This is a genomic window from Halodesulfovibrio sp., from assembly GCF_015482765.1.
In the GTDB taxonomy this organism is placed as follows: Bacteria; Desulfobacterota; Desulfovibrionia; order Desulfovibrionales; family Desulfovibrionaceae; genus Halodesulfovibrio.
Map to the genome: position 1 here is coordinate 85,130 of NZ_JADMLB010000043.1, position 22,964 is coordinate 108,093.

General features: G+C 46.7%; 17 protein-coding genes and 1 tRNA gene. 3 read left to right on the forward strand and 15 right to left on the reverse strand.

Annotated features, from left to right (window positions below; translation table 11 throughout):
* Positions 1-288 precede the first annotated feature (288 nt).
* A complete protein-coding gene (locus QZY95_RS06865) occupies positions 289-2,712 on the reverse strand; it encodes a Cache 3/Cache 2 fusion domain-containing protein (protein ID WP_290921097.1) in 2,424 nt (807 codons plus the stop codon).
* Positions 2,713-3,197: 485 nt separating this feature from the next.
* Between QZY95_RS06865 and QZY95_RS06870 the strand changes: the two genes are divergently transcribed.
* From QZY95_RS06870 to QZY95_RS06880, 3 genes are read left to right on the forward strand one after another with little or no spacing between them, the layout of a single operon-like run.
* On the forward strand, positions 3,198-4,004 hold the full coding sequence (locus QZY95_RS06870) for a TetR/AcrR family transcriptional regulator (protein WP_290921100.1): 807 nt from the start codon (positions 3,198-3,200) through the stop codon (positions 4,002-4,004).
* Positions 3,931-4,989, forward strand: coding sequence for an efflux RND transporter periplasmic adaptor subunit (locus QZY95_RS06875; RefSeq protein ID WP_290921103.1), 1,059 nt, complete (start codon positions 3,931-3,933; stop codon positions 4,987-4,989). Before QZY95_RS06870 ends, QZY95_RS06875 begins: the two co-directional genes overlap by 74 nt.
* Positions 4,986-8,186 carry an efflux RND transporter permease subunit gene (locus QZY95_RS06880; protein WP_290921106.1) on the forward strand — a complete coding sequence of 1,067 codons (3,201 nt, stop codon included), beginning with the start codon at positions 4,986-4,988 and terminating at the stop codon, positions 8,184-8,186. Before QZY95_RS06875 ends, QZY95_RS06880 begins: the two co-directional genes overlap by 4 nt.
* A 92-nt stretch (positions 8,187-8,278) precedes the next feature.
* Here QZY95_RS06880 and QZY95_RS06885 read toward each other — a convergent pair whose 3' ends face one another.
* From QZY95_RS06885 to rplS, 14 genes are all read right to left on the reverse strand, one after another.
* A complete protein-coding gene (locus QZY95_RS06885) occupies positions 8,279-9,667 on the reverse strand; it encodes an aspartate ammonia-lyase (RefSeq protein WP_290921110.1) in 1,389 nt (462 codons plus the stop codon).
* A 246-nt stretch (positions 9,668-9,913) separates the two neighbouring features.
* Positions 9,914-10,007, reverse strand: a tRNA-Ser gene (locus QZY95_RS06890).
* Positions 10,008-10,148: 141 nt separating this feature from the next.
* Positions 10,149-11,327 (reverse strand): bifunctional glutamate N-acetyltransferase/amino-acid acetyltransferase ArgJ, encoded by a 1,179-nt coding sequence (gene argJ, locus QZY95_RS06895; RefSeq protein ID WP_290921113.1) that lies wholly within the window; start codon positions 11,325-11,327, stop codon positions 10,149-10,151.
* A gap of 236 nt (positions 11,328-11,563) precedes the next feature.
* Positions 11,564-14,077 carry a preprotein translocase subunit SecA gene (gene secA, locus QZY95_RS06900; RefSeq protein WP_290921115.1) on the reverse strand — a complete coding sequence of 838 codons (2,514 nt, stop codon included), beginning with the start codon at positions 14,075-14,077 and terminating at the stop codon, positions 11,564-11,566.
* Between the two features lie 190 nt (positions 14,078-14,267).
* Positions 14,268-15,602 carry a (Fe-S)-binding protein gene (locus QZY95_RS06905; protein ID WP_290921118.1) on the reverse strand — a complete coding sequence of 445 codons (1,335 nt, stop codon included), beginning with the start codon at positions 15,600-15,602 and terminating at the stop codon, positions 14,268-14,270.
* 12 nt (positions 15,603-15,614) lie between these two features.
* Positions 15,615-16,994 (reverse strand): FAD-linked oxidase C-terminal domain-containing protein, encoded by a 1,380-nt coding sequence (locus QZY95_RS06910; protein ID WP_290921122.1) that lies wholly within the window; start codon positions 16,992-16,994, stop codon positions 15,615-15,617.
* Between the two features lie 259 nt (positions 16,995-17,253).
* Positions 17,254-17,727: an SsrA-binding protein SmpB gene (smpB, locus tag QZY95_RS06915; protein ID WP_290921125.1), complete on the reverse strand. Its 474-nt coding sequence runs from the start codon at positions 17,725-17,727 to the stop codon at positions 17,254-17,256.
* Complete coding sequence (gene ptsP, locus QZY95_RS06920) at positions 17,727-19,514, reverse strand: phosphoenolpyruvate--protein phosphotransferase (protein ID WP_290921128.1); 1,788 nt, start codon at positions 19,512-19,514, stop codon at positions 17,727-17,729. The genes smpB and ptsP overlap by 1 nt, the downstream gene beginning before the upstream one ends.
* Positions 19,514-19,807, reverse strand: coding sequence for an HPr family phosphocarrier protein (locus QZY95_RS06925; protein ID WP_290921131.1), 294 nt, complete (start codon positions 19,805-19,807; stop codon positions 19,514-19,516). The genes ptsP and QZY95_RS06925 overlap by 1 nt, the downstream gene beginning before the upstream one ends.
* Positions 19,808-19,822: 15 nt before the next feature.
* The gene (locus QZY95_RS06930) at positions 19,823-20,581 is read right to left on the reverse strand and encodes a PTS system mannose/fructose/sorbose family transporter subunit IID (protein WP_290921134.1); all 759 of its coding nucleotides are present in this window, start codon (positions 20,579-20,581) and stop codon (positions 19,823-19,825) included.
* 30 nt (positions 20,582-20,611) lie between these two features.
* Positions 20,612-21,442 (reverse strand): 16S rRNA (cytidine(1402)-2'-O)-methyltransferase, encoded by an 831-nt coding sequence (gene rsmI / locus QZY95_RS06935; protein WP_290921136.1) that lies wholly within the window; start codon positions 21,440-21,442, stop codon positions 20,612-20,614.
* A complete protein-coding gene (locus QZY95_RS06940) occupies positions 21,384-21,788 on the reverse strand; it encodes a YraN family protein (protein WP_290921141.1) in 405 nt (134 codons plus the stop codon). The genes rsmI and QZY95_RS06940 overlap by 59 nt, the downstream gene beginning before the upstream one ends.
* A complete protein-coding gene (locus QZY95_RS06945; RefSeq protein WP_290921144.1) occupies positions 21,782-22,435 on the reverse strand; it encodes a ribonuclease HII in 654 nt (217 codons plus the stop codon). The genes QZY95_RS06940 and QZY95_RS06945 overlap by 7 nt, the downstream gene beginning before the upstream one ends.
* Before the next feature lie 128 nt (positions 22,436-22,563).
* A complete protein-coding gene (gene rplS, locus QZY95_RS06950) occupies positions 22,564-22,911 on the reverse strand; it encodes a 50S ribosomal protein L19 (protein WP_290921147.1) in 348 nt (115 codons plus the stop codon).
* Positions 22,912-22,964: the final 53 nt, after the last annotated feature.

Genomic DNA, 22,964 nt, shown 5'->3' on the forward strand with positions numbered 1-22,964 from the left:
TCTCCTGTACTGGCTGCCGAATTAGTGGAAAGCATCGATGGCAAGGAGGTATGGCAGCAATATGTACTTGCATGGAACAGCATCGATAGGAACGCCATATCACCCAAAGAACAGAGAGTGAAGTACTAAGGGGGATGGTGTGATTGTATAAAATTGGGGAGAAAAAACGTTTTTTCGAGGAGGTAGCTTTGGGATGGGAAAATAGATGGTACGGCGTTTTGCCGTCGACTGTCCTCGTTAGGTGAAAAGAAGAGCGCCCGCACAGTGATGTGCAGGCGCTCTGTTGTTTTATCGTTGAAGATCGTCGATAAGTGTTTTTAGGTTTTGAGCCAGCCTGGAAAGCTCTACTACAGCGTGAGCCGATTCAGTAAGAGCCTGTGCTGATTCGTCAGCGAGACGGTTTACTTCGCCTGCAACGCCTGCAATTTCTTCTGACGCTGCTGATTGTTGTTCCGCAGCTGTCGCAATAGAGCGTACTCTGTCAGATGTTTCCATTACAGTATCAACAATTTGTCCCAATGCGTTTCCTGCATGCTGCGTCTGCGAGCTTGTTTCTTCAACAAGCTGAGCGACATCATGCATATGCGTCAGAGTACTGGAGGTGCTGTTCTGGATGCCTTGTACAACAGATTCAACTTCTTTAGTTGCATCCATGGTTTTTTCTGCAAGCTTACGAACTTCATCCGCAACTACAGCAAATCCTCTACCGGCTTCACCTGCTCTGGCTGCTTCAATCGCGGCGTTTAATGCCAGCAGGTTTGTCTGATCCGCAATGTCGTTAATAACACTGATGATGTTTCCTACTCCGTCAGCTTGAGCGCCCAGCTCTTTTAACGTGGTTTGCATGAGCTGGGTATGGGAGTGAACTTCTTCGGTTGAAGTTATAACGTCTGTAACGACTGTCGCTCCCTTTTCTGCGGTAGTTCGGGCTGTCTCAGCATTTTCAGCAGCATCAGAAGCATTTCTTGCAACTTCCAACGTTGTTGAGTTCATTTCTTCAATAGCAATTGCAGACTCTCCGACGCGTTCGGCCTGAGAAGATGCACCGGCTCTACACTGTTCTACCTGTGCTGAAAGTTCCTCAGCAGCGGAAGATACTTGATCAGCAATTGAGTGTGCTTGCGCAGCAGTATCCGCAATACGTTCATTTTGCTGAATAATCACAGTCTCATTTTCTTTGATTTCAGTCATGTCGTGCCAGAAGGAGACAGAGCCGAGTAGTATACCGTCCATATCGTAGAACGGAGTTGTATTTACTGTGATGTAAAGCGTGTTTCCTGATGGGTGAGCGTATTCAATATCCTGAGTGATGGCCTGTTCAGTGCGAATCGCTTTATCTGAAAGAGTTTCAAAGTTTTCGTCATTATAAACAAAAGCGCCTGATTTAATACCGAGATAGCTTTCAGGAGCACCAGTTTTGCCTATCAAATCGCAAACTTGTTGGTTTGCCCAGACAACATTAAAATCCGGCCCTATGATAGTACACGGTGTTGGTATGCCCTTAAGAACACCTTCAGAGAATCCTAGTTTATGCTTAAGCTCCATAACCATTGTATTAACTGAGGAAACAGTACTACCGATGGCATCATTTAGATGGTAATCAGTACGAGCATTCAGATCGCCTTCTGCAATTCTCTTTGTTGCTTCGCCAAGATCTTCCAATGGACGAAGGAGCTTACGCAGTAGGAATATCAAAACGAGGCTGGATAGTATTGATCCGCCTACGATGCTGAAAATGCTCAGTTTCTGTAATGTTTCATCTGCACCAAGGCTTAAATATTTCACTGGAATAGCAAAACAGACGAGCCAGTCTCGTGATGGAATCATTTGTGAAAAGGTGATGCGCTCTTCACCTTCAAAAGTGTAATGAGAGAACTGGTTTTTATTTTGTAAAATCTTTTTTCCGGACTCAGTGTCATTCAGATTTCCGTTGCTCATAAGGGTCGCTTCGGGATGATAGACAAAACTGCCGTCAGAGCGAACGATAAACGGATAACCATGTCCGTCATATGTAATCTTTTTAATCATTTCCAGCAGGGGAGGTGTCATCATCGGTCTGCCACAATAAACAACAGCAATAATGTTGCCGTTGGAGTCTTTCAGCGGCTTATATGTAGTCACATACCAAGCATTAACTACAAAGGCTCTGCCTCTGAACGTTTCCCCACTCATAACAGTTTTATATACAGCACTGCTTGATGGAATGTAGGTGCCGACAGCACGACTTCCATCAAGCTTTTTTACGTTTGTAGAGACTCGAAGCAATTTTCCGGGAAGAACTTGAAAAATGGTTGCAGTACCGCCGACGAGGCTTTGAACTTCATCAACAAGGGCATTGCTTTGGTTCAGTATTGTCGCGGAAAATCCGCTTCCCAGTTTTAAGGTCGGGATAGTTACTGTTTCAGCTTTTTTGCTGATTTGATTAACAATCGTTGTGGTTACAGTATGTAACTTGTCGATGCTCAGACCACCCTTTTTCTCAATTTCATCATCAAATACATTGATGTCTGTTTTAAGTTTTTCAAGAGTAATCTCATGCTGCATTTCAACACTGTCTTTCAGCCCGACAACCATGGTGCTGATGAACTGGTTACCGAGTTTTACCAATGCATTGTGTGACACTGAATAGTTGTTCCAGCTGAGTACACCTAACAAAAGCATAATAACAAGCAGCATGGAGCCTATTAATTTGCGGTTAAAGTTGAGTTCCATTTTCTAGCCCCCGATGTTGTGGTTTGTAGACACTATTCTGTCACGCATTAGCAATGCATTTTGTAATGCGTACGAAGTATACAAGAAATGTGTCGGCAAGTTGTTTTCGTGATCTTGTATAGGGATGAAGATCAGAGGAAAGTACAGATTTTTGAGCGCGTACTGTTGCCAGCAGCATGTGATTCGTTGGGCAAAAATCTTTTAACAACCTATAGTTATTATCGGATTTTTACGCTGCAACTTTAGCTGCAGTGCTTTTTGTATGCGAGATGTTCTTAGCCTTAAACTGTTGAATATATTTAATTAAAATGGAAAAAGAAGTGCTGGAACAAGAAGGGCGTGAAAATCTAATGTAAAACCATACGTAAGAATGACAATGCGTTGAGCCTGAAACCATGTTCCGGAAGAGAAACCTCTTGACGATTCAAACAGTGTTTGAAATAAAGTTTCAAACGTTGTTTGAATTTGCCAGAGGTGAGGTGTGAATGGATAAGAAGATACTTCCAGCAAGATTTAAAGAAATTGCCAAAAGCTATTATGAATCTCGGGATAAAGCAGTAGATGCATGGAATAAGGGGCGCGAAGAATCGCAATGTGCGTCTGACACCCGAAGTCATATTTTTAATACTGCCCGTACAGTATTTGCTCAGAAAGGGCATGGAGCAACCGTACGCGAAATTTGCCACGCTGCGAATGCGAATGTCTCTGCTGTGAACTATCATTTTGGAAATAAGAACAGGCTGTTAGCTGCTGTTTTAGAAGAGTTTCTTGACGAGGTTCGGGACATATACCCGTTGCATGGTGGAGTTGATATTTCTGCCGAACCCGAAGAAAGATTGTTTGGTTTTACCTTGGCTAGCGTGAGCGGGATGCTTCTTGGTCATGGAGAAGAGTATTGGAGCCTTAATAGATTGCTCCTTGATGCTTTCATAAATGAGTTTGAAGAGTTCTTACATGTCTCAGAAAAGGATTGGCAGGAGCTTCGTGAATTTGCCATTCAGATTATAGACGACATGACAGATAACGCATGGGAACCTAAACAGCTAGACTCACTTGCCAGCGGCTATTTTTCGCAGCTGTTCTTTTACGCACTGCATATTGATGACTTGTTAATGGTACGAAATCAAAAGTACTTCACCGATGAACAAGTCTTCGGTATTGCACAACATATTACTGCCTTCTCGATTGGAGGCATTAAGAATTATTCGGAGTTGATGGATGCAGAAATTGATTTTCCAAATTTGTGCGATGCTGATTGCTGCAAGCATGCTCGTAAGCCTGACGGCGTGTAGCAACGGTGATGCAAGTGAAACCGCACAACATCTACCTGAAACCAAAGAATATGTTGTTAATGTAAAAGTAGAAAAACTGGAGCCTGCTGCAATTACAGATACTATCATGCTGCCGGGGGAAACCGAGGCAATGTATGATGTTGCATTGGCTGCAGAGCAGGAAGGACTCATTGAGTGGGTCGGCGTAACAGAAGGTGATTCTGTAAAAGCGAATGGTCAGATTGTTCGAATTGACTTGAAGGCATTAAAAGCCGCGAAAGATCGTGCTGAAGCAAACTTACGTTTGAAAAAGCATCAGTTAAACCGCCGTAAAAAGTTGTACGAAGGGAATGTACTTTCCCGCGAAGAGCTTGAGCAGGCGGAAACAGAATACACCGTTGCAGAAACAAACTTGCGTGAAGCGGAAGTTAAATACGAGCACGGCATTGTTGTTTCTCCTGTTGCCGGAATGGTGAACGTTGTTCACGTAGATCCGGGGGAATACGTATCTAAGGGCACCCCTATTGCTACTGTCGTAAATGTTGATCGAATTAAAATTACCTTCAACGTTCCCGAAATGGATGTACGTTTTCTCTCAACGGGACAGACAGCACCGGTGAAATTTGACGCTTATCCAAATGAAAAATGGAGCGGCGTTGTGGATTTTGTTGCGTGGAAGGCTGATCCTGCCACACGTACTTTCCCTGTACGCATCATTGTGAAAAACACAGACGGTCGTATTCGCCCGGGCATGATTGCTCGTGCGAGTTTTGTACGTCGATCTCTTAACGATATTGTTTCTGTTCCGCTGTTCTCAGTTATTGATAAGGGCGGCGAGCGCATAGCCTTTGTTGAAAAAGATGGTGTTGCAGAAGCACGAACAGTTACTCTCGGTGTTATTGACGGAGACAGAGTACAGATTCTTGCCGGTCTGAATGTGGGCGAAAACCTCATTGTAGCAGGTCAGCGGGAAATTGAAGACGGCGTGAAGGTGGATGTTCGATGATACTGAACCAAGTAGCGTTGAAAAGGCAGTCCGTTGTTTTCGTACTGCTCTGGCTGATTATTCTTGCCGGATTGAGCAGTTATTTCTCCCTGCCGCGTGAGGCGGAACCGGATATCACTATTCCATATATTTTTGTGAACACTACATATGAGGGTGTTGCACCGGAAGATATGGAAAAGCTGATTACGATTCCCCTTGAGCGAAAGTTGAAAGGGCTTTCTGATGTTGAGGAAATGAAATCAACATCAAACGATGGCTCCTCTGCAATTGCAATTAAGTTTTTACCCAGTGTAGACATTGATGATGCTCTTCAGAAAGTACGCGATAAGGTAGATCAGGCAAAAGGTGATTTACCGGGCGATCTGGAAGATGACCCGCTTGTTTCTGAAGCAAACTTTTCTGATTTACCGACAATGCAGGTTGTACTGTCTGGAGATTTCAGCCTTAAGCGTCTTAAAGTCTTTGCTGAAGACTTAGAAGACAAATTGGAATCTGTTCCGGGAGTACTGGACGCGCGACTCATCGGCGGACTTGAGCGTGAAATTCATGTTGAGTTCGATCTTGATCGTATTGGAGCGTACAACGTTCCTTTCAGCGCATTGGTAAACTCTGTTGAAAAGGGGAACGTGAACATGCCGGGTGGCTCCATGAATATTGGAGATGCCCGTTATCAGGTTCGTGTTCCGGAGGACTTCCAGTCTCCTTCAGAAATTAATAATATTGTAGCTTTTGTTCGAGACGGTAAACCTGTTTACCTGCGTGATATTGCAGCAATTCGTGACCATTACAAAGATCCGGTTACCCGAAGCCGCATGAACGGACAGAATGCTGTTACACTTCAGATCATTAAGCGAAGTGGCGAGAACATCGTTGAAGTGAATAAAGGTGTTACCGTTGCTCTAGAGGAAGCAAAGAAATTTCTTCCACCAACCCTGAAGCTGGATGTTGTAGGCGACAGGGCGGAAGATGTTCGGATGATGGTATCTGATTTGGAGAACAACATTCTTACCGGCCTTGTGCTGGTGCTGGGGGTTGTATTCTTCTTTATCGGTGGACGTTCTGCGTTCTTTGTTTCCATCGCAATTCCGCTTTCTATGCTTATTACCTTTGTGCTGTTGCGTATGCTGGGGATCACACTCAACATGGTTGTGCTGTTTTCTCTGATTCTTGCGCTCGGTATGCTTGTAGATAACGGCATTGTTATTGTTGAAAATATTTACAGACATATGCAGGAAGGCAAAGGGCGTTTTCAAGCTGCAATGGATGGAACAAACGAGGTTGCATGGCCGGTAATTACATCTACATTGACCACTGTAGGTGCGTTTTTCCCGATGATTTTCTGGCCGGGCATTATGGGCGAATTTATGTCCTACCTGCCTCGTACAGTAATCCTTGCACTGTTTGGCTCCCTCTTTGTTGCGCTTGTTATCAACCCTGTTTTTTCAGCACGATACCAAACTGCGACACCTCCGAAATTTGCAGATAACGGAACAGAAAAGATAACAGGCGGACGCCGTATCTATCTTGGAATGCTCGAGTGGGCGCTGGATCATCGCTTCATTGTTTTGCTCGTGTCCGTTGTTCTGTTTTTTACTTCGATTGTAGCGTTTGGAATGTTCGGCAAAGGGGTTGAATTTTTCCCTTCTGCAGAACCAAAGCGTGCCAATGTGAATATTAAGGCGCCGGTAGGTACAAACCTTGACGCTACTGACCGCTTTATGCGTGTTGTTGAGCGTGTCGGCGAAGAATATAAAGATGTCCGGTTTGTTATTGCCAACACCGGTTCCGGCTCTGGCGGTTCGTTTGGCGGTGGCGGTACTGGTACCCATCTTGGTGCTGTAACGCTTGATTTTAAGCCGATTGCCGAGCGTGAAGTGAGCTCCTCAAGCATTATTAATGAAGTGCGTGAGCGTTTGACCGCGATGATTACCGGTGCTGAAGTTCGTGCTGAGGAAGAGAAGGGCGGCCCTCCGACCGGCTCTCCGGTAAACCTTGAGATTTATGGCAAGGATATGCGCGAACTCGGAAGTATTGTTGAGCAGATTCGTGCAATTATGCGCGATATCCCGGGGCCTGTTGATGTTAAGGACGACTTTGTTTCCGGTAAGCCGGAAGTACAGATTCGTGTTGATAAAGAACGTGCTGCGCTGCTGGGACTTGATACATATACGATTGCTTACACAATTAAAGCTGCAATTAACGGCGTAAAAGTCGGCGTGTTCCGTGAAGGGAAAGATGAATACGATATTCTGACTAAACTTCCGGAAGGAGAGCGTAAATCTATTAAGTCGTTGCGCCGTATTACAGTCTCAGGCCCTGATGGTGAAGCTATTCCGCTGACTTCTGTAGCGTCTGTAAAACTTGCATCCGGTCTTGGTGCTATTAACCATAAAGACCAGAAGCGTGTTGTTACAGTTTCTTCAAACGTAGAAGGAAGACTTGCTAACGATGTTATTCGGGATCTGGATATTCGCCTGAAGCAAATGAGCTGGCCGCGAGGATATTCCTATACCTTTACCGGTGAGCAGGAAGAACAGCGTAAGGCACAAGCTTTCCTGACAGAAGCGTTTGTGGCAACAATCTTCCTTATCTTCCTCGTGCTTGTGGCTCAGTTTAACTCTATGGCAACACCGTTTATTATTCTTACATCTGTGTTGCTGTCCCTTATCGGCGTGTTTGGTGGCCTGCTCATATGCGGAATGCCTTTCGGCGTGGTTATGACAGGGGTTGGGGTAATTTCACTTGCAGGTGTTGTTGTTAACAACGCAATTGTTCTTATTGATTACTTCGAACAGTTGCGGGCAAGAGGAATGAAAACACGTGAAGCATTGATCAAAGCCGGTTTGACTCGTTTCCGTCCGGTATTGCTTACTGCGATTACAACAATTTTAGGATTGTTGCCTATGGCAGTAGGTGTAAGTTTTGACTTCTTCACGTTTACGTTTATCACGAAGTCTGACTCCACAGAGTGGTGGAGCCCTATGGCTGTAGCCGTAATCTTCGGTTTGTTTGTAGCAACAATGTTAACCTTGCTTGTTGTTCCTGTGCTTTGTTCTCTGAAAGATGGTGCTAAAGCACGCTGGGAACGTATGACCAAAAAGAATGTACAGGATGACGTTGAAGCAGTAATTCAAGAATCCATTACGGAAAGCGAAAAGCGTAAAGGTGCAGGTTCTGCCCCTGGAGACGCAGCATAAGCCGCTACCCGTTATCCTGATATAATGAAGCCCCTGACAGACATCCTGTCAGGGGCTTTTTGTTTTCAAAATAAGTTTGTTGCGCAGTATCGTTATGCAAGGTGGCAGGTGTTGAAGGCCTCATGGACTTCTTCTTCTGTCATAATGCCAAGTTTTACAGCTGCATCAACAACAGGAATACGTTCTTTAAGGGATAGTTTGGCAATGTCTGCTGCTTTTTCATATCCAATGATCGGAACAAGGGCTGTAGCCATAACAGAGCTTTGGTGAAGCAGTTCGTGGCAACGGTCTTCATTGGCAGTGATGCCGTTTACACATTTGGTTGCAAGAGCATGCATAGCGTTGACAAGCATGTGTACAGATTGAAGTACATTTAAGATAATAACCGGCTCCATAACATTGAGCTGTAGCTGTCCAGCCTCTGCTGCCATGGTGACAGTAACATCGTGCCCGATTACCTGATAGGCGACTTGGTTAACCACTTCCGGAATAACAGGGTTTACTTTTCCCGGCATAATGGAAGATCCGGCCTGCACAGGAGGAAGTGAAATTTCACCGAACCCAGCACAAGGGCCGCTGCTGAGAAGACGCAGGTCATTACAGATTTTCGAGAGTTTAACGCTTATTCTACGAAGTGTGCCGGAAAACGTAACAAAGGCTCCCATATCTGAGGAGGCTTCAATAAGGTTTGCAGCCGGAATAAGCTCATATCCTACAAGATCACTAAGGTGCCTGACTGCCTTGTATGAAAAGTGCGGAGGCGTGTTGATGCATGTCCCGATGGCTGTGCCGCCGAGGTTAATTTCTTTGAGGAGCTGTGAGAGCTGGTCAACACGTTCCACATCTTCTTCGATAGTGACAGCGTAAGCAGCAAATTCAGACCCCAGAGTGATAGGTACGGCATCTTGCAACTGTGTTCGGCCGACTTTGAGAATGGTGTTGAACGCTTCTGCACGTTCTTTAAATGCAGCACTCAGTTCGAGTTGCTGATCGGTAAGCTCTTTGCATTTGCTGAGAACCGCTATGCGCGCGCTTGTCGGGTAGACATCATTTGTGGATTGGGAGCAGTTAACATGATCGTTAGGGTGCAAATATTGGTATTCGCCTTTGCTGTACCCCATTTTTTCCAATGCAAGGTTTGCAATAACCTCGTTGGCATTCATGTTGGTTGATGTGCCTGCTCCGCCCTGCATCATATCAACAACGAACTGATCATGATGGTCGCCCTCTATGATGTCGTCACATGCCTCTATGATGGCATTTGCCTGAATGGCCGTGAGAAGCTTGCTTTCAAAGTTTGTAAGTGCACATGCTTTTTTCACACGTGCCAGAGAAACAACCAGTTCAGGGAAGTGGTGCAAGGGGATACCGGTGATGGTGAAGTTCTGGACGGCACGGGCTGTGTGAACTCCGTAGTAGGCGTCGACAGGAACTTGAAATTCGCCAAGTGAGTCATGTTCAATGCGGTATTGCTCGTTCATGGGGACTCCGCAACGTAATGGCTGTTGATGAAATACGCATTCGATAACACCACATTGCTGGTTGAGGAATGCAAGTTGTGACTGTCGAATGGATATAAAACACTGACGTTAGGTGTAGTTAAACATGAAATGTTTTTAATCGCGAGTGTTATCTGGGAGGAGTTTTAAGGCAAAGGGGAGGCTGGGCTGGCAGGCATATAGGCATAAAAAAAGGGTTGTATCTTACGATACAACCCATATTGACAGTGGCGATGAGGGAGAGATTCGAACTCTCGATACGCTTTCAAGGCGTATACTCCCTTAGCAGGGGAGCTCCTTCGGCCAGCTCGGACACCTCACCGTCGATTCTGGTCTTAACGAAGTGATTCCTCCGTTGCGACGAAAGAGTGTTTACAGAAAACGGGGGGTAACTGTCAAGCGCAATTTGAAAAATAATTTCAAATTATGCGGCGTTTTCTGCGCTCTTCAGCGGAAAGCATTGCTAACTGCGATAATCCGCGTTGATATTAATATACTCATGAGTCAGGTCGGATGCGAAAAATTCAGCCTTACCTTCGCCGTTTCCTAAAACAATGTCGATGAGAATATCACGTTTCTCTAAATACGGCTTGAGCAGGGTGTCGAAATCTGCATCTGTAGGCTGACCGTTTTTGAATAATTCAATTCCGCACATGGTGAGCTGAACATCATTTGCTTCAAAATCTGCACCGCTTCGACCGATGGCAGCAACGATTCGACCCCAGTTTGCATCTTTACCGTAGATGGCAGTTTTCACTAATGGAGAATGCCCGACTGTACGTGCAACCTGATCGGCTTGTTCATCGTTTTTAGCGCCGGAAACCATGATCTGCATGACTTTAGTCGCGCCTTCGCCGTCTTGAACCAGCTGGTATGACAATTCGCGCATAATAGCTGTAACAGCTTGCTGGAACTCGGCTTCGGTTGCTTCATTGATTGTTGCGCCGCTGGCACCGTTTGCTAATGCCAGAACACAGTCGTTGGTAGAGGTGTCACCATCTACAGAGACGCAGTTGAAAGACCCGTCTACGGCGATTTTAACAATACGTTTCCATACAGCTGCATCAACGTGCGCATCTGTAATGACAGTGCCGAGCATGGTTGCCATATTCGGGCAAATCATACCTGCACCTTTTGCCATACCTGCAATGGTAACAGTTTTTCCATCGACAGAAATGGAGCGGCTGGCTTTTTTAGGGAAGGTGTCTGTAGTCATAATGGCTTGCGCAAAGTCATCGCCTGTGTGGGTGCCCACAGCATCAGCAAGAATCGGCGCAGCCGCTTCCCATTTTTCCATATCAAATTGTAAGCCGATAACACCGGTAGATGCAGGAAGAATAGAGTCAGCAGAAAGCCCGAGGCGGGATGAAACCAACTCGAGTGTTCGTTTGCAGTTAGCCAGACCTTCTTCACCGGTGCACGCGTTGGCGCTGCCTGCATTGATCATAACGCCCTGAACATTTGTAGATGTTTCTACAAGTTCCTTTGCGACGACAACAGGAGCAGCCTGAAATTTATTAGTGGTAAATGTACCTGCAGCTACGCAAGGTGTTTCACTTACGATGAGTGCGAGGTCGAGTCTGCCAGAATACTTCAAATTCCCTTCAATGGCAGCGTATTTGTATCCTTTAGGAGTATCCACAGCATTTCTCGTCTTTGTTACTGGTTATACGGTAAATTCATTAATCAACACGACATAATTTGCGAGACTGCTCGGAAAGTCAATGCCAACTTTTATTGGTCTGACAGGGAGAGAGAGCGTAAAAAGGATAGCTAATAAAAAACGGGTGGAGTTTGTAACTCCACCCGCTAGAAATGCATAAGGACGTTGTTTTTGTTTATGCTGCGTAGAGCAAAACATTCTCAACGTGTGCAGGGCTATGCGCCACAGCACTTTTTGTATTTTTTACCACTGCCGCATGGGCAAGGAGCGTTACGGCCGATTTTTGGCTCGGCACGCTTTGTCGGAGTGTGTGAATCGTCGCCGCCGGAGTAGGTAACGTCAGTTTCTTCTTTATGACGGAATTCATCACGAAGTACTTCCTGCTCTTCTTCTTCCGGACGCTGGATGCGCAGACGGGTAAGAGCTTTGAACACGTTTTCGCGAATGCGGAACAGCATATCCTGAAAGAGTTCGAAGCCTTCACGTTTGTATTCCTGTTTCGGATCACGCTGACCGTAACCGCGCAGGCCGATACCTTCACGCAGGTGGTCCATATTGAGAAGGTGCTCTTTCCAGCAACGGTCAAGTTCTTCAAGAAGGAAGTAGCGGAGTACATCTTCATATACTTCGTTAGCATCGCTTTTAAGTACTGCCAGACGATCCTGAACAGCCTTGTGTGCTTCCTCTTCTGAAGGAACAGAATCAAGGCTGATGGAAGCAGACAGGTTGAAGATTTCATCAAGCTGGACTGGCAGGGATTCGGCAAGTTCCTTACGGTCTTCAGGTTTGGTTGCGTTCCACTGTTCGTAGAGAGCATCCATGAGGTCGTCGAGGAATTCCTGAATAAGCTCTTCCTGACTTTCGTTCATCATGATTTCGCGGCGCAGGGTGTAGATAACCTCACGCTGCTGGTTCATAACGTTGTCGTAGTCGAGGAGAGTTTTACGAATTTCAAAGTTACGGCCTTCAACACGTTTCTGAGCATTTTCAATTGCTTTGGAAACCATGCTGTTTTCAATAGGCTCGCCTTCTTCCATGCCGAGCTTCTGCATCATGTTTGACATACGTTCAGAAGCAAACAGACGCATAAGGTCATCTTCCAAAGACAGGTAGAAGCGGGAAGAACCCGGGTCACCCTGACGACCGGAACGACCGCGCAGCTGGTTATCGATACGACGGGATTCGTGTCGTTCTGTACCCAGAATATGCAGACCGCCAGCCTCTTTTACACCTTCACCGAGCACGATGTCAGTACCACGGCCAGCCATGTTGGTAGCAATGGTTACGTGACCTTTTTGACCGGCTTCAGCAATAATTTGTGCTTCCTGCTCATGGTGTTTCGCGTTCAAAACATTGTGCGGGATGCGGCGTTTTTTAAGAAGCTGAGAAATCAGTTCAGAGTTCTCAATGGAAATCGTACCGACAAGAACCGGCTGCCCTGCATTGTGCAGCTCGGAAATAGAGTCAGCAATTGCATTGAATTTCTCACGGGTAGTGCGGTAAATTGCATCCGGAAAGTCTTTACGCTGCATCGGACGGTTTGTTGGGATACTGCAAACAGCCAGATCGTAGATCTGCTGGAATTCAACCGCTTCGGTGTCAGCTGTACCGGTCATGCCGCCAAGTTTTTCATACATGCGGAAGTAGTTCTGGAAGGTGATGGAAGCCAGAGTCTGGTTTTCTGCTTCAACTTTTACGCCTTCTTTCGCTTCCAAAGCCTGATGCAGGCCGTCGGAGAAACGTCTGCCCGGCATGAGACGACCGGTAAATTCGTCAACAATAACAACCTGACCTTCTTTTACAATGTAGTCTACATCGCGTTTGAAGATTTTGTGTGCTTTCAGCGCCTGCAATACGTGGTGCTGCAAAGTGATGTTGCTAGGGTCATACAGGTTGTCGACCTTTAAGAGTTCTTCAACACGTGCAACACCTTCGTCTGTAAGGGATACAGAGCGGGCTTTTTCGTCCATGGTGTAGTGTGTTTCTTCTTTGAGATACGGAATGATGGTATCAATCTGACCGTACATTGCGGTGGAATCTTCAGAGGCACCGGAGATGATAAGTGGAGTACGGGCTTCGTCAATGAGGATGGAGTCAACTTCATCGACAATAGCAAAGTGGTGTGGACGCTGCACAAGCTGTTCTTTGTAGAACTTCATGTTGTCGCGCAGGTAGTCAAAACCAAATTCGTTGTTTGTACCGTAAGTAATATCGGAACCGTATGCAGTTTTACGCTCTTCATCGCTTAAGCCGTGGACGATAATACCAGTGGTAAGACCGAGGAAGCCGTAAAGTTGTCCCATCCATTCGGCGTCACGTGTAGCAAGGTAGTCGTTAACAGTAATAACGTGAACACCCTTGCCGGTAAGCGCGTTCAAAACAACCGGAAGGGTCGCTACAAGAGTTTTACCTTCACCGGTTTTCATTTCTGCAATTTTACCGTCGTGCAGTGCACAGCCACCAATGAGCTGTACATCGTAGTGACGCATGCCGAGAACACGCACACTGGCTTCACGAACGAGCGCAAAAACTTCAGGAAGAATTTCTTTAAGTTCTTTTCCGTTGGCAACTTCTTCTTTAAGTTCGGCAATACGTGCTGGGAAGTTCTCATCCTGCCAAGCCTGAATTGTTGGTTCAAGCTCGTTGATCTTTGCGATCAGAGGGCGCAGGCTTTTTAAGTAGCGGTCATTCTGAGAGCCGAATACTTTCTTGATAACGAAGCTGATCATTCTTTCTCCTGAAAACAGTATAAAACTTCACATGAGCGTGAAGGGGAAAATTTGTAATAATCGGGCTGTGATTCTTGTCACTGAGACGCAAGACAATCCAATAAGTGGTACTGGAAATCAGTTAATAACGCAATGAGGATTGGCAAGGGTCACAGCCGGTTTTTTGCCATTTTTACGCACGGTAAAGCGATTACGGCTCGATAATATCGAGCCAATGGCCTACCTTTATTTTTTCGCCGTTGTGCACGGGCGCTGTACCGCGAAGCTGAAGTGTACAGCCGCTGCAACCGGTAATAACGAGATAGTCTGGTACTACCTCATCACACAATTCCAGTGAATCTTCATCTTCGTCGTCATAGAGATCACACAAACAGTTGCCCATAGGCTTGCTGTAGCATGGAATGCTGTCATCTTTTTTAGGCGGCTGTTGCAATAAGTTTTCCCAGCAGCGAGAAGCGACAGTTCGGGTAAGTTTACGGTTGCCAAGCTGGGCTATCCCACCCATTCCGCAACAAGATGCAGAATCCGGTGCGCTGATTTCATCATAGAGCACCTCTTTCAGCCATGCATAGTCTGCATCCTTACCGTGCCAGTGACATGGCTGATGGTAACGGATGAAAAGGTGGGCTGGAGTATCTACAGTGAAAAGGCTGTTGCCCCATAATGTGGAAAGTGGACGCAATGCGTTTGTCCATGCTTCCTGTTCTCCTTCAGCCCAGTCGAGAGACTCGTCATGCGCGTACTCTGCCAGACCAAGGTAGCAAGTTGCACAAAAGGTAACGAGAAGGGGACGTTCTGCTGCACGCCATGCGCGAAGGTTTTGCATACGGCTTTTGTGGGCAGCATCAGGAACACCTGCGTGATCAAGCGTCAGACCGCAGCATGTAAAGTCTTTTGCGGAAAGAAGCTCATATCCGAGATTGGTAAGGATCGTTTCGCTTTTATGCTTCCAGCTTTTTTGCACACGGTTGGCTGTACAGCCGGAAAAGAGAAGTACACGCTGTCCCTTGGCGTTTTCTTTGTCATAGTGTGCAATCTGCACGTATGTAGGAAAGTCCTTTTGGGAGTGCATGGCCTGAAGAGACTGCACAAAGCGGGTAGCCTCGTTTTTTCCTTTGGAGTCGGGGGCTGCTTTGCTCAGTGTGGAAAGCATAGGCCAAAGAACAGAACCTTGGTTTACCCATCGATTCCAAACCCATTGGCGCCAGCCGGAATGTGCAGAGCGCATTGCAGCAAGCTGACGGGGGAAGTTCAGTCCCTGTGGGCACGTCTGTGCGCACTTTCCGCAAGAAAGGCACATTTCTGCAAGCTTGTTACAGTCGGTAACATTCAGTTTTTGTGTGTTCTCTTTGAGTGAGGCAATAGTGCGCTGTTTTGCCTTCGGAGTAAGTTCTTCTTTCTGGGTTGCCAGAAAGACCGGACATACTGAAGCACATTTTCCGCAAAGAATACATGCTGCTTCGCGTTCTTTTTTGGCAGGAGCTTCAGTTTCAGGGGTAGAAGTTTGTGCGTTATCTTGTGTCATGAGTTCGTCCCCTTAAAACGCCTTGCCCGGGTTCATAATGTTGTGCGGATCAAAGATGTGTTTGATCTGTCGCATAAGTGATCGTTCTGTTTCGCTCAACTGTAAGTGAACATACGGAGCTTTTACCAGTCCGACACCATGTTCGCCTGACAGGGTTCCCTGAAGTGAGAGAACAAAGTCAGAAATTTCTTTTTTTGCTTTCTTTGCGCGTGCCAGTTCATCTGCGTCCGAAGCATCATGCATGATGTTAACATGAATGTTGCCGTCTCCTACATGCCCGAAGGTCAAAATAGGCAAGGAATGGTTTTCTGCAATGGAGCGGATGCCGGTCACGGCTTCCAGCAGTCTGCCGCGCGGTACTGTTACGTCGTCGGAGAATTTATTCGGTGCAACTTTGAAGGAAGCCGGATTGATAGAACGGCGCACATCCCAAAGCGCTTCTTCCTCTTCTTTGCCCATTCCTGTGGTCGACCACAGTACGTTGCACGCCTTAAAAATAGCTTCAGCCTTTTCAAGGTCAGCTTTGAGAGCCTGATGAGAACCATCAAATCTGAGGAGTAAAGAGGCGGTAACAGTATCCGGCCATGGAACTGCTCCGGCATTTTTCAATGCTGTGAGTACTTCAGGGCCCATGAATTCAAGTGCTGCCGGAAGCATTCCTGCTTTGAACATAATTTTGATGGCGTGCAGTGCTTCTTCAAGGTTGGCAAACCCTGCAAGAATAGACGCTGTTGATTCCGGTTTCGGAATCAGTTTGAGCGTAATTTCTGTCATGAAAGCAAGAGTGCCTTCACTGCCTGTAAGAAGACGCAACAGATCTAACCCGACAACGTTTTTGTGATTGCGTCCGCCGCAGGTAATGGTTTTTCCGCCGGGTAAAATAGCTTTGCAGCCAAGAACCCACTCTCTGGTCACACCATATTTCAGCGCACGCATACCGCCCGCACAGGTAGCAACATTGCCGCCTATGGTGGATATTCCCAAGCTTGCAGGATCTGGCGGGTAGAAAAGTTTTTCTTGCTCAACCCGTTTTTGCAGGTCACCCGTGATGACTCCGGGTTGAACTCTGGCAATGAAGTCGTCGGAATCGACTTCCAGAATGGAGTCCATTTTCAGTGTGGAAACAACAATGCCCGGCTTTTGAGGAACACAAAGCCCGACAACATTGGTTGCGCGAGCGCGCGGGTAGAGGGGAATGCGCTCTTTGTGTGCCCAGCGCATAAGCTCGATAATTTGTTCATCAGTACTTGGACGAACGACAGCAAGCGGTGTGCCTTCCAGCCTGCTGGCATCTGCCTCAAAAACAACCATTTCTTCTGGTGTCAGCAGACAGTCTGCATCGGAGAAAAGGTCGCGTAAAAATCTACGCTGTGGAAGAGAAAGTTGTGACATATGTATATCCTGAGTGTGATTGATGAATAATCGTGGCGTTCATCAGTCACGCATTACTCGCACATAAAATTGCCCTGCAACCGGAGCCCCTTTGGAACAAGCTGTTTTGGCGTTAACAGTGTTCGGAGTGATAGTATAAGACAGGTATCCGGTAAGGGAAGGTGTATTCACCGTAAATAAATTACTCCAGCATCTTACAACAGAATATGCCGGAAAGAACGCATAGTTGCGTTATTTCCGGCATAAATAAAAAGTAAGATTAACGATCCAGCATTTGGCGTGCAAGATCACGAGCGGCATCGCGCTGCTTGATGGATTCACGCTGGTCATGCAGTTTTTTACCACGGCACAGACCAATTTCGAGTTTAATGCGGGAGCCTTTGAAGTAGAGCTTCAGCGGTACAACCGTAAGCCCTTTTTGCTCTACTTTGGTCATCCACATTTCGATTTCACGGCGGTGCAGCAACAGTCTGCGGTCACCGTCCGGATCATGCTGAGAATACCCTGCGTTTTCATACGGAGCGATGTGTAAGCCGACAAGCCATGCCTCACCATCTTTGTAGCTGATGTAGCTGTCTTTGAAGGCTACCTGTCCCGCGCGCATAGATTTTACCTCTGTGCCGCGCAGGGCTATGCCCGCTTCTTGTGTATCAAGCACTTCGTAGTAACGGCGTGCTTTTTTATTGACGGCAATGGAGCTGCCGCCACTTTTCTTTTTTTTCTTTTTGCTCATTACGGTTCCGTTATATCATCCTGCTCAATGAGTGATGCGAAGAAGGACAGTTCTTCAGGGAAGCGTTTAAAGATACGCTTGCGAACTTTCGTATTAATTCTGGATACAGTGGCGTGTGTAAGAACGTCACCGAGCAGGTTAATACACTCCTCCATATCAATCTGGCGGATTATGCGTTTAATTCCCGGAATAGCTTGCGGCGCAATAGAAATTCCGTCAACCCTCATGCCCATTAAAATAGGAACGCAATACGGGTCTGATGCCACTTCGCCGCATACGGATGCTTCAATGCCTTCTTTGTGCGCGGCATCGATAACATACTTGATTGACCGTACAATTGCAGGGTGCAGTGGCTGGTACAGATAGGATACGTGTTTGTTTGTCCTGTCGATACCCAGTGAATATTGTATAAGATCGTTTGTGCCGATGGAGAAGAAATCCACTTCTCTGGCAAGGGTGTCTGCAATCATGACAGCACTTGGCAGTTCAATCATAATACCTACCGGAATATCCGGATCGTAGGCGACACCTTCAGCATCAAGTTCGCTTTTTACAGAGTTAAGTACAAAACGTGCCTGACGCAACTCTTTTAAGCCGCATATCATCGGGAACATGATGGATACGTTGCCATGCACAGAAGCACGGAGCATGGCGCGTAGCTGCATACGGAATACATTTTGGTATCGTAAGCAGAAGCGAATTCCCCGCAGGCCGAGAGCAGGGTTGGCTTCTTCCAGCATTGCCTGCTCATCAAGAAGCTTATCAGCCCCTACATCAAGGGTGCGGAGGATAACCTTTCCAGGAGAAAGCTGTTCAGCAAGAGTGGAGTACTCTTCGTAAAGCTTTTCCTCATCCGGCATCTTCTTTTTATTGAAGAAGGCGTATTCAGTACGGTACAGACCCACGCCTTCGCCGCCATTATCTTTTACCTGAACCAGCTCTTCTGCCAATTCAATGTTTGCACACACTTCGAGTCTGTATCCGTCAACGGTTTCAGCAGGAAGGTGGCATTGTTTAACAATGGCTTTCTGGTAGTCTTCAAACTGGTATTTTCTGTCGCCGTAGTGAACAAGTTCATCTTCGCTAGGATCGATGAAAATGAGTCCTTTGAGCGCATCAATAATGACAAGGTCACCATCGCGGATGGAGTCTTCCAGATCTTCAACGCCAACGATGGCTGGAATCTGTAAGGAGCGGGCTAAAATGCCTGTATGAGACGTTTTGCCACCCTCAGCCGTAGCAAAGGACATAATTCTGCTAAGCTCAAGTTCAATCGCGTCTGCCGGAGTCAGGTCATGTGCCATGAGGACACGGCGACCAGCAGGAAGTTCTGCCGGTTTTGGTGTGCCTATAAGTGCCTGCATGATCTTGTCACCCACAACGCGTACGTCCTGCATGCGTTCACGGATATAAGGATCATCAATGGCACTGAAGGCTTTCGCAATAGCATTAATGGAGCGTTCAAGAGCCCATTCTGCTGTAATCGCACGTTCAGCAATGTTTTTTGCTGCGGACTCGATAAGTTTCGGGTCCTGACAAATCATCAAGTGAGAGTCGATAATGGCTCCGTGTTCCTTAAGTTCTTCTGGAACACGTGCGCGAGCATCCATGAATCCCTGCCGAACCTCTTCAACTGCGTTGCGAAGGCGCTGGGTTTCAATTGCCACCAGATGGTGCGGGATGGTTTCGCGCGGAATGCGGCGTTCTTTCTGGCGGTTAACGAAGTAAGCCTTGCCGATAGAGATTCCTGCCGAAACAGGAATGCCGCGTAGAATTTTACGAGCCACTATGTATCCCCTTCGAACTTGTCATGAAAAAGTTGACTGATTTGTTCAAGGGCTTCACAGGCATCAGAGCCGGAAGCTTTAATACAAATTTCAGTGCCTTGCGGTGCCGCAAGAGAAAGGATGTCCAGAATGGATTTTGCGTCTGCTCTTTGATCTGCCAAGCAAAGAGCTATGTCAGCCTGAAATGATTGCGCAAGTTGAGCTACTTTACCTGCCGGACGAGCGTGCAGTCCTAACTCATTTTCTACGCAAACAACTACTTCTAAGCTGTTATTTTCACCTGTAGGTTCCATTGGTCGTAAGTTCCTCTAAATGGGGGAAAGTGGAATAACTTTGCTAATCCACGGTAATATAAAAAACATGAGAAAGAGTAAAAGATATACCAGTAGTACGCGTGATAAATGAAGTCTTCCCACAACAAAACTTGCGCTTAGGAGGGTGCCTGCAATAAGCCCCCACTCTGGAATGCTGTGAGTCCCCGGCCAAAAAAGGTAAAGCATTAAAACGAGGATAAAGGAGTTTGCGATTTTTATTCGCTCTCCCCAGTTTATGAGATCCCAGTTTTTAAGGCTTGCAATCATTTTTAGTCCGTTACGGACGCCGGATACAAAGGTGAAGAATTTGAAGATCTGCAAGGCTGTGAAAAGTAACAGCGTCCATGCAAGAGCTACATTGTCGAATCCTGCAACCAGCATACAGACTGTGGAAAGTGCCCACATGGAAAGTAAGCTGCCCCCGAAAAAGGAGTCACCAATTGCAGAAAGTGTGTAGGTCGTTGTCTCTTTTACTGAGCTGAGCATTTTTGCCGGCAGATTCCCACGGGCAATATGAGACTCAATGGAAAGGAACACGCCTACTAAAAGAGGCGTCCAGAAAGGATGGGTGTTGTATAACTCTAAATAACGGCTTCTGGCTTCACGTAGTGCTTCAGGATCTTTGTACAGCTCCCGCAGACCCGGTTCCATAATGAACACTAAGCCTGTGTTTTGCAGACCGCGAGTGTTAAAACCCGTACCTACCAGATAGGTTCGGAGAAAGCAGGTAATGAGTGTGCGGGCAGTAAGCATAAGTAATCCTGAGCGTACAACGTGGTTGGATTAAGTATCCTGCATGAACTGGTAGATGGCTTTTACTGTCCAGCCAGTAGCTTCTTCCTTTACGCGGCGGGCAATCTCTTTCGGCTTGCCGCCAAGCTCTGTCTCTTCAGCAATAAGCGTACGCAGTTCTGCTTCGCTTGTCTTACCATTGGATTCCGGCGGGCCGATAACAACGGTAATCTCGCCTAATAAATCTTCTGGTATTTCATCGTGTTTTTCCAGTCGACCTAAGATAAACTCCTCGTGGAGCTTGGTCAATTCTCGAGCAACACAGAGTTCTCGTGGACCAAGAACTTCAAAAGCTGTTTTAAGCGTTGCGGCTAAACGGTTTTTTCGTTCGAAAAAGACAAGCGTTGAGCGCAGCGCTGAAAATTCTTCAAAAAGTTTTTTCTGATCACTTGTTTTACGCGGCGGGAAGCCTACAAACGTAAACGGCTGCGGAGCAATACCGCTGGCTGCTAATGCGGTGAGTGGTGCACTTGGTCCCGGCACAACGGAAACTTTGATTCCGTGTTCACGAGCCAGTTTTACCAGACGATAGCCCGGATCAGAAAATAACGGCATACCGGCATCTGAAACAACGGCAAAAATTTGCCCTTCTTCCATTGCTGCAATAATGCCCGGCGCTTTCGCTTCTTCATTATGATCGTGAAAGCTAACCAGTTTTTTAGCGGTGACACCTGTGGATTTCAACAGCAAACCAGTACGGCGGGTATCTTCTGCAAGTACTGTATCTACTGTTTCGAGTACTTCACGTGCTCTTGGAGAAAGATCACCATGGTTGCCAAGCGGTGTTGCCACCACCCACAGGCTGGGAGAGTTCGAAGGCATCTTGAATGTGCTCCACCTGATACTCAGTGCCGGTTTTTGTTACTGCAAGCAGGTCGAACCGACAGGGGGTATCCCAAAGATTGTTTTGAGAAATATAGAGCTGTGCAGCTTTGCATAGCTTTTTCATTTTAGGCACGGTCAGCGCTGTTACAGCAGATCCCATGCCGGAAGAGGAACGGGTTTTCACTTCTGCAAAGACAATGCAGTCACCTTGTTTACAGACAATATCGAGTTCCAGCTGTTTTGCACGCCAATTGCGAACCAGTACTTCATACCCGTGGGCGGTAAGGTGCGCTGTGGCGGCATCTTCGCCGGCAGAGCCTGTAGTCAGGTGTGGTGCTACCATAAAGAATTTTGTTCCTGCTTCGCTGGTTCAGGCTTTACCTTTGCAAAGGTGAGGCGATGCATTTTGCAAGGGCCGTTGGCAGCAATTGCAGCAATGTGCTCTTTTGTGCCGTACCCTTTGTGTCCTGCAAAGCCGTATCCGCTGTATCGTTTGTCCAGCTTGACCATCAGGTTGTCCCTGAATGTTTTTGCAAGAATAGATGCCGCGGAAATAGCCTGAATTTTCAAATCACCTTTTACGATACATTGTTGGTCGATAGTTCCAACGATTTCTTTCGGGATAGTGGCGTTGCCGTCAATAGCTAAAAGAACAGGAGAAACCTGAAGGCATTTTACCGCCCTGTGCATCGCATGAAAAGTTGATTGCAAAATATTGATCCGGTCAATCTCGTTCGGCCATGCAACTCCGATTCCCCACGCAAGAGCTTTTTCTTTGATCTGCGGGTACAAAGCTTGTCTGCGTTTTTCAGTCAACTTTTTTGAGTCGGTAAGACCTTCAATAGGATTTGACGGATCAAGAATACAGGCACCGGCAACAACGGGACCGGCAAGGCAGCCGCGTCCGGCTTCATCGATTCCGGCAAACGGGGTAGGCCAGTCTGCTTCATCAAGAGAGGCTGAAAAAAGTGTGAGTGTGTTTTGTTTCATAGTGGTGACCTGTTATTGCAGGAGCAGAGTAGCATGTGTTGGACAGAGAATACAGTGGTAGTTGACCGTAAAAAAGGGAGCTGGCATCGCCAACTCCCTTTGAAAACCAAATCGATGAAGTCCTGAGACTACCAGCGGTTTTTCGGCTTGATACGAGCAGCTTTACCTTTGAGGTTACGGAGGTAGTAAAGACGGCTACGACGTACGCGGCCTTCCTGAACTACTTCAACGCGCTCGATGGAAGGGGAATGCATAGGGAATACACGTTCAACGCCAACACCGTCAGAAATTTTACGAACGGTGAAAGTTGCGTTGGTGGTACCTTTGCTTACGCGAATTACAGCACCCTGGAAAACCTGGATACGTTCTTTTTCGCCTTCGATAATACGCATGTGAACTTTTACTGTGTCACCAGCTTTGAAAGCAGGGATATCCATGCGAAGCTGTTCGCGTTCGATTTTTTCAATAATATTCATGTTAAAGCCTTTCTTCGCAGCACGAGTCTGCGTTAAAAAATTACGTTACGGGT

Coding starts and splice junctions, on each gene's coding strand:
- QZY95_RS06865 (WP_290921097.1), bottom strand. CDS start 2,712: ATGGAACTCAACTTTAACCGCAAATTAATAGGCTCCATGCTGCTTGTT.
- QZY95_RS06870 (WP_290921100.1), top strand. CDS start 3,198: ATGGATAAGAAGATACTTCCAGCAAGATTTAAAGAAATTGCCAAAAGC.
- QZY95_RS06875 (WP_290921103.1), top strand. CDS start 3,931: ATGCAGAAATTGATTTTCCAAATTTGTGCGATGCTGATTGCTGCAAGC.
- QZY95_RS06880 (WP_290921106.1), top strand. CDS start 4,986: ATGATACTGAACCAAGTAGCGTTGAAAAGGCAGTCCGTTGTTTTCGTA.
- QZY95_RS06885 (WP_290921110.1), bottom strand. CDS start 9,667: ATGAACGAGCAATACCGCATTGAACATGACTCACTTGGCGAATTTCAA.
- secA (WP_290921115.1), bottom strand. CDS start 14,077: ATGATCAGCTTCGTTATCAAGAAAGTATTCGGCTCTCAGAATGACCGC.
- QZY95_RS06905 (WP_290921118.1), bottom strand. CDS start 15,602: ATGACACAAGATAACGCACAAACTTCTACCCCTGAAACTGAAGCTCCT.
- QZY95_RS06910 (WP_290921122.1), bottom strand. CDS start 16,994: ATGTCACAACTTTCTCTTCCACAGCGTAGATTTTTACGCGACCTTTTC.
- smpB (WP_290921125.1), bottom strand. CDS start 17,727: ATGAGCAAAAAGAAAAAAAAGAAAAGTGGCGGCAGCTCCATTGCCGTC.
- QZY95_RS06925 (WP_290921131.1), bottom strand. CDS start 19,807: ATGGAACCTACAGGTGAAAATAACAGCTTAGAAGTAGTTGTTTGCGTA.
- QZY95_RS06930 (WP_290921134.1), bottom strand. CDS start 20,581: ATGCTTACTGCCCGCACACTCATTACCTGCTTTCTCCGAACCTATCTG.
- rsmI (WP_290921136.1), bottom strand. CDS start 21,442: ATGCCTTCGAACTCTCCCAGCCTGTGGGTGGTGGCAACACCGCTTGGC.
- QZY95_RS06940 (WP_290921141.1), bottom strand. CDS start 21,788: ATGGTAGCACCACACCTGACTACAGGCTCTGCCGGCGAAGATGCCGCC.
- QZY95_RS06945 (WP_290921144.1), bottom strand. CDS start 22,435: ATGAAACAAAACACACTCACACTTTTTTCAGCCTCTCTTGATGAAGCA.
- rplS (WP_290921147.1), bottom strand. CDS start 22,911: ATGAATATTATTGAAAAAATCGAACGCGAACAGCTTCGCATGGATATC.